The organism is Microcoleus sp. MON1_C5 (assembly GCF_036701875.1).
Taxonomy (GTDB): domain Bacteria; phylum Cyanobacteriota; class Cyanobacteriia; order Cyanobacteriales; family Microcoleaceae; genus Microcoleus.
In genome coordinates this window covers 1-1,422 of sequence record NZ_JAUBRN010000153.1, presented here as the reverse complement: position 1 = coordinate 1,422, position 1,422 = coordinate 1, and the positions used below count along the sequence as shown (strand labels likewise).

At 41.1% G+C, this 1,422-nt stretch carries 1 protein-coding gene; it reads left to right on the top strand.

The annotated features are described in order from the left end of the window. The first annotated feature begins 182 nt into the window (after window positions 1-182). Window positions 183-1,325, top strand: a complete 1,143-nt coding sequence (locus tag QUA71_RS29110) for an IS4 family transposase (RefSeq protein ID WP_333290479.1) — start codon at window positions 183-185, stop codon at window positions 1,323-1,325. Window positions 1,326-1,422 lie beyond the last annotated feature (97 nt).

Here is a 1,422-nt window from a genome sequence, read left to right as displayed (position 1 = left end):
CTATATCGGTCAATGAAGTCCTAACATCAGTCAATTTAATAGGTACAACCGATGCAATTACATTTGAGGCTTTTATCTGACGGGGTGACAACCCCGTCAAAAGCCCCACCCGTGGCGGATTTACCGAACGTGAGCTAAAAAAAGATGGGGTCAAAATTGTTAAGTAGCCCCACCAAAAAATAATGTTACCTCAATTTTACCAGCTCCATCTAGAAAAACAACTCAAACCCACAGAATACCTGACCCTAAAAATTCTGGTATATTTGTTACAGCTCCACAAACAAGTTATTATTGAATTATTGGCTTCTGTCTGGCCTTATCCGATTCAGTTTGAAAGTCGCAGGCGCAGCCTACAAAGATTTCTCACATCGGACTGCCTTGACATAGAACGCTTGTGGTTCCCGATCGTTCGAGCAATATTGAAGGAAAAATTTAAAAAGAACCAACCTTTAAAGGTAGCTATCGATCGCACACAGTGGCGAGCCAAAAATGTTTTTGTAATTAGTCTGATTTGGGACAAACGAGGTATTCCCTTGTACTGGCAACTATTGGATAAAAGGGGGAGTAGTAACCTGTCTGAACAGCAAGCTCTGATCAGCCCTATTTTAGAGCTACTACAAGATTATGAAATCATCATCATAGGCGATAGAGAATTTGGCAGTGTCAAACTCGCTAAATGGCTTGGTGAGAAGGACACAAAGTTTGTTTTTAGGATTAAGCAGGAGCGTTATATCCAACAAGAAAAATCAGATTACACCCACTTATATGACTTGGGGTTACTGCCGGGTACTAGCTTTTACCTGACAGAAGTTAAAGTTACCAAACAAAAAGGTTTTGGTACATTTGATGTGGCGGCTTATTGGCGCCGTAAATATCGCAGCAACGGGGAAGATGAAGGTTGGTACCTCTTAACTAATTTAGGAAACTTGAAGAGAGCGATCGCTACTTTTAAATGTCGTAGTGGGATTGAAGCGATGTTTAAGGACTGCAAAACAGGCGGTTATAATTTAGAGAAGAGTCACGCCAACGAGCTGCGTTTAAAAAATTTAATTTTAGTTATTGCCATTGCCTACACTTGTGCTGTGATCCAAGGTCAAAGACTTAAGCTGGGAGGGGTTCATAAGTATATTGGTCGGTTGACTGAATGCAGGCGATCAGAACGCCGTCATAGTAGCTTTTGGATTGGCTTATATGGTCAATCTTGGGTGATAGGAATGGAGTTTTGTCAAGAAATAGTTGGTGAATTAATGAGAGCTAGACCTAACAAACTGCCATTTTTTCAGAGGGGTTTGAGGGCTATGTCCTTGATTCAATCGGGGTTTTGACGGGGTTGTCACCCCGTCAGGGCTTTTATCATCCGAAAGCTTGTACCAAAATTATGGAAAGGTGCTTGTGTAGTGATGGATAATTGTACTATTCATA

Coding starts and splice junctions, on each gene's coding strand:
- QUA71_RS29110 (WP_333290479.1), top strand. CDS start 183: ATGTTACCTCAATTTTACCAGCTCCATCTAGAAAAACAACTCAAACCC.